Annotated in this window: 3 protein-coding genes and 1 pseudogene; 1 reads left to right on the top strand and 3 read right to left on the bottom strand. The window is 60.0% G+C overall.

Going from position 1 to position 4,282, the window contains the following annotated elements; all coding sequences use genetic code 11:
- Positions 1 to 161 precede the first annotated feature (161 nt).
- Both hemA and QZ498_RS17005 read right to left on the bottom strand, forming a co-directional pair.
- Complete coding sequence (hemA, locus tag QZ498_RS17010) at positions 162 to 1,442, bottom strand: 5-aminolevulinate synthase (protein ID WP_294624406.1); 1,281 nt, start codon at positions 1,440 to 1,442, stop codon at positions 162 to 164.
- Between the two features lie 353 nt (positions 1,443 to 1,795).
- The gene (locus QZ498_RS17005) at positions 1,796 to 2,428 is read right to left on the bottom strand and encodes a response regulator transcription factor (protein ID WP_294624404.1); all 633 of its coding nucleotides are present in this window, start codon (positions 2,426 to 2,428) and stop codon (positions 1,796 to 1,798) included.
- A gap of 651 nt (positions 2,429 to 3,079) precedes the next feature.
- Between QZ498_RS17005 and QZ498_RS17000 the strand changes: the two genes are divergently transcribed.
- Positions 3,080 to 3,946, top strand: coding sequence for a histidine kinase dimerization/phospho-acceptor domain-containing protein (locus tag QZ498_RS17000; RefSeq protein ID WP_294624402.1), 867 nt, complete (start codon positions 3,080 to 3,082; stop codon positions 3,944 to 3,946).
- A gap of 36 nt (positions 3,947 to 3,982) precedes the next feature.
- Here the strand turns inward: QZ498_RS17000 and QZ498_RS16995 are convergent.
- A pseudogene (locus tag QZ498_RS16995) lies at positions 3,983 to 4,282 on the bottom strand (calcium-binding protein); the annotation flags it as partial.

The raw sequence follows: 4,282 nt of genomic DNA, 5'->3' as shown, positions 1-4,282 counted from the left end.
GGTTTCTCTCGTTTCCCAGCCATCGCTGATCCTCCAATTCGCGGGACAAAACTATCCCAGTTGGCGGACCACTTTCAGGGGGCTACTCCAACGGTGGCGACAACGGCGCCTCGCGTGATCCAGTGCATCGGTCAGGCTCCTTTCCTGTGACGGGGCGGCTGTCAGCCGACAAGGTCGATCCGGTTGAGCGCGCAATGGCTCCAGAGGGCGTCCATGGCACCGACAAGCGCGTCCATCTCGCGCGGGCCGTGCACCGGCGACGGGGTGAAGCGCAGACGTTCGGTGCCACGCGGCACGGTGGGGAAGTTGATCGGCTGCACGTAGATGCCGTAGCCTTCCAGCAGCATGTCGCTCAGCTTCTTGGTGTGGACCGGATCGCCCACGATCACCGGCACGATATGGCTGCCGTGGTCGATCAGCGGCAGGCCCAGCCCCTTGAGCCGTGTCTTGAGGATCTTCGCCTGCGTCTGGTGCGCCTCGCGCAGCGACCCGTCGCGCTTGAGATGCGCCACACTGGCCGCAGCCCCCGCCGCCACGGCGGGCGGCAGCGAGGTCGTGAATATGAAGCCCGGCGCGTAACTGCGCACCGCGTCACACATTTTGGCGCTGGCCGCGATATAGCCGCCCATCACGCCATAGGCCTTGGCCAGCGTGCCGTTGATGATGTCGATCCGGTGCATGAGCCGGTCACGCTCGGCCACGCCGGCGCCGCGCGGGCCATACATGCCCACCGCGTGCACCTCGTCGATATAGGTCAGCGCGCCGAACTCGTCGGCCAGGTCGCAGATCGCCTCGATCAGGCCGAAATCGCCATCCATCGAATAGACCGATTCGAAGGCGATGAGCTTGGGCGCCGACGGATCATCCGCCGCCAGCAGCTCGCGCAGGTGGTCCATGTCGTTGTGGCGGAAGATGCGCTTGGCCCCGCCATTGCGGCGCACCCCCTCGATCATCGAGGCGTGGTTGAGCGCGTCCGAATAGATGATCAGACCCGGGAACAATTTGGGCAGCGTGCTCAATGTCGCGTCATTCGCGATATAGGCCGATGTGAACAAAAGCGCCGCTTCCTTGCCGTGCAGGTCGGCCAGTTCGGCCTCGAGCCGCTTGTGATAGACCGTGGTGCCGGAAATGTTGCGCGTCCCGCCCGAGCCCGCGCCGGTGGCGTCCAGCGCCTCGTGCATGGCCGACAGGACCTCGGGGTGCTGTCCCATGCCCAGATAGTCATTGCCGCACCAGACGGTGATCGGCTGCTCGGTGCCGTCGGGACGGCGCCATGTGGCATGCGGAAACTGGCCATTGCGGCGCTCGATGTCGATGAAGGTCCGGTAGCGGCCTTCCTTATGCAGGCGGTCGAGGGCCGCGTCGAGATGAAAGTCGCGGCCGCGGTGGCAGCCAAGACAGCCTGAGCAGCTCGGTCGAGATATGATTTTTTGCTGTGACATGCTGGCCTTCCTGCGCAACTTAAACTGATCCGTTGATGTGCGGGAAAGCTAACGGCGCTGCGGGCCGGACCACAGATGAGAAGGTCCAAACGAAATTCGTACCAAGGTCCAACCCGGACCGGGCAGGCCGGCGCATGGGAAGATCATGAACAACCGGCCCCGGGCGACGCGCGCCGGGGCCGAGACAGAGGGTTTGCGGGGACATGGGGGCGGACAAGAGGGGCCTGGGCGCGGCGCGTCCATGGATGCCTGAGACGCCACCACGTACACGCCGCTGAATGGCCGGGCCGTAGGGAACCATGGCCGGGCCACTCTGGAGCGGGAGCGCCGGGCGGCCTCCCCCGAAACCGGGATCAGACTCCGAGACGCTGCGCTTCGAGAACCACTTCGAGGCGGTTGGCGGCGCCGAACTTGTCCTTGAGAGAGCCGACGTAATGCTTGACGGTCTTCTCGCTGATGTTGAGCTCGGCCGAGATCTGGCCGTTGGTCATGCCCTGCATCAGATGGCGTACCACCTGGCTTTCGCGGGCCGTGAGGCGCAGGCGCTCGGCCTGTTTGCGCTTGGCTTCGGCCTGGCGCAGCTTGGCGAAGATATCCATCGCCATGTCGGGCTGCACGTAGTTGTCGCCGTTCATGACGCGACGCGCGGCGACACGCAGATCAGACATTTCGCTGTTATAGGTCAGGATGCCAGAGGCGCCCGCATCCAGCGCTTCAACCGCCATGTCTATTCCTCTTTCGGAGCAGAAGGCGAGAATTCGAACCATGTCACATGACTTACGGAACGCGCGCAGAACCTTCAGTGGCTGGTCCAGTGAGCCCAGATCAACAATCACCACCTCATATCCATCGCGGGCACATGTCTCAACGATTTCAGGGCTGAAGGCAGCAGCCGCTTGCAAATCAAAGCCAGCGCACGGCTCAATCAGATGCGTGAACCCTGCACGCGTGAATGTGTGATCGCAAATCACCATCGTTTTATACATGTTCGTCCCCAAAGTTCGGAGCGCCCGCAGCAGAAGCGGTGACGGCGCTGGTTCCCAAGTCAGTCAAGATTTCCGTTTACCCCAGAAATGTCTCGGGCCTTATCCCACTCCACCCCATTGATTCCGAACTATCTTTGGAGAGTTGGGAGACTTTTGTATCAAGGGCGAATGTCGCGATTCGCCTCACCCCTAAGTAGGAACATCCCGTGAGACCGTCACATTTCTCATGAATGTACACCTATACATTTGATATTAAATGATTTTGCATGTGACTCCACATGACCAAAATTGATCCAAATCAAGGCACAGCTGCGGCAACGCGTTATAATTGTGTTCAAAGCGTCTTTAATCATGTGACACACTAGTAGCCCATGGTCCGGCAAGACCTTGGACTTTAGCCTGACTCCGCAGCCATGTGCTGTCCTGCTGCTCCCGACATGCCAAAAATCATGGATGTGCGATTCGGAACCTGGTAGCGATTATGAAGCGGTAGACCAGCGCTCCATATGCGCCTCAAGAACCGGGGCGATGCCCATGAACGCAAATTCTCGGGATCATCTCCGCAGTCATCGCGACAGCACAAAGCACACCCCCCGCGCGGCAAAACGCCCGGGCAAGCGATCCTGTCCCTTCCGAACATCCAAACTGACCATGTCTCGTGATATTTCGCTCAGCAAAGTCTTTATTGTTTTGGTCACACTCGTTGGGGCTGAGCTTTGCATCATGCTGGGTCTAGCCAAACTCGAGGAACGGATGCCGTGGCTGACGCAGGCCATATGGGGTGAGGCCATCCTGGATTCAGCGCTGTTGTTCTGCATCATGGCGCCTGTGTTCTACTGGCTGCTGATCCGGCCCCTGCAACGATCGAACACCATCAAGCTGCGCTTTCTGGACATGGTGAGCGACGATCTAAGAAATCCATTGAACGCCTTGCAGGGCATCGCCATGGCATCGCGCGAGGACCCATCTCTTGCCGCAGGGCTGGAGAAGGCGCGCCAGGAAGCGCTGCAATGGATGCAATTGCGCGTCGAGCGCGTGGTCGCCTTCAGCGCCCTTGAAGCCGAGGCCTCGCTTCCAACCGGCTTGCCAACGAATCTGCAGGGCTTGGCAACAGAGCTGCAAAAGCGGTTCGAATTCATGTTCACAAACACCGGTAACACGCTGGATATTCATTGCGAGGGGCCGAATTTGCCCATCGGCCCTGCACAAAGCGAGATGCTCATCCAATTGATGTTCTCCATGCTGGAAATCGCCCGTATGTCCGCAGGAGATGCCGCGACAAACATCACCATTCGAGCCTCGGATGAAGACGCAGGGAAGATCCATATCAGCGCCGTGCACGAGGGGAAGACAGCGCCTTGCAACACAAGCACCGGCGCTATCCTCGGACCATTTGAACGCATCAAGCTGGCCCGTGACATCCTCGAGCATATGGCGTCGCGTGCCGGCTGCGACTACCAGGCCCAAAGCGACTGTTCGCAAAGCCTGCTCATGAGGATCAAGCCATCGGATCCATAGGACCGCGTCGGGCCGCGTCACATGGCAGAACAGCGTTCAGGCGATGAAAAACTCATCGAAGAAGGGCTGTTGTTCTGGCTGTGCGGTGCCGTTGGCAAAGTCTACCGCAAGTGCGTAGGCATCCGCGCCGATGGTGGCGCCGGCGCTGAGCCCATCAACGTTACCATCGCTAAAGTGAATCCCGCCATAGATCCGGGATGCGCCACCATCGATGGCTGCCTCTGAAAACGTATCCCATTGAAACTGATACACATCACTCGGAAGTGCTGCATCAAAGGCGCTCGTCCCTGGAGGCACGGTAATATGCGCATCCAGATGGTCTGACCCGGTAAACGC

It is taken from the genome of uncultured Roseovarius sp. (assembly GCF_913057115.1).
GTDB lineage: Bacteria > Pseudomonadota > Alphaproteobacteria > Rhodobacterales > Rhodobacteraceae > Roseovarius.
This window is presented reverse-complemented; position numbering and strand designations above follow the sequence as displayed.

What these genes read in the sequence shown, in the direction of transcription:
- QZ498_RS17000 (WP_294624402.1), top strand. Translation starts at nt 3,080, where the DNA reads ATGTCTCGTGATATTTCGCTCAGCAAAGTCTTTATTGTTTTGGTCACA.
- hemA (WP_294624406.1), bottom strand. Translation starts at nt 1,442, where the DNA reads ATGTCACAGCAAAAAATCATATCTCGACCGAGCTGCTCAGGCTGTCTT.
- QZ498_RS17005 (WP_294624404.1), bottom strand. Translation starts at nt 2,428, where the DNA reads ATGTATAAAACGATGGTGATTTGCGATCACACATTCACGCGTGCAGGG.